Source organism: Comamonas sp. FG99, from assembly GCF_057808605.1.
On sequence record NZ_JBMDII010000094.1, the window covers coordinates 1 to 329 of the forward strand.

Annotated in this window: 1 pseudogene; it reads left to right on the forward strand. The window is 64.1% G+C overall.

Annotated features, from left to right (window positions below):
* Positions 1–58 precede the first annotated feature (58 nt).
* A pseudogene (locus ACODRX_RS25870) lies at positions 59–329 on the forward strand (TonB-dependent receptor); the annotation flags it as partial.

A 329-nucleotide genomic window follows, 5' to 3' on the forward strand; every position in this document is an offset into this window, starting at 1 on the left:
TTCAGGTCCTTTCTTCAAGTTTAGGACCTGTGCAGGTTTTTAGTGGGTCAATACAACCTTGCGCTGGCAGATCAATCCGCGCTGGCGCGTGGAGGCAGATGCCGCCGTCTCGCGGGCGCGCTTTCGCGGCGTGGCGCCGGAAGGCGAAGGCAACTACGTGGACAACGCGGTCGAGCGCGTGGCTGCCACCGGTGTGGTGTGGCAGCAGGGGCCGTGGACCAGCACGCTGCGCCTGCGCTACATGGGATCGCGTGCGCTCGATACGCTGAACACTGTGCGCTCGCGGCCGGTGACGCTGCTGAACTTCGGCACCAGCTATGCCGTGAACA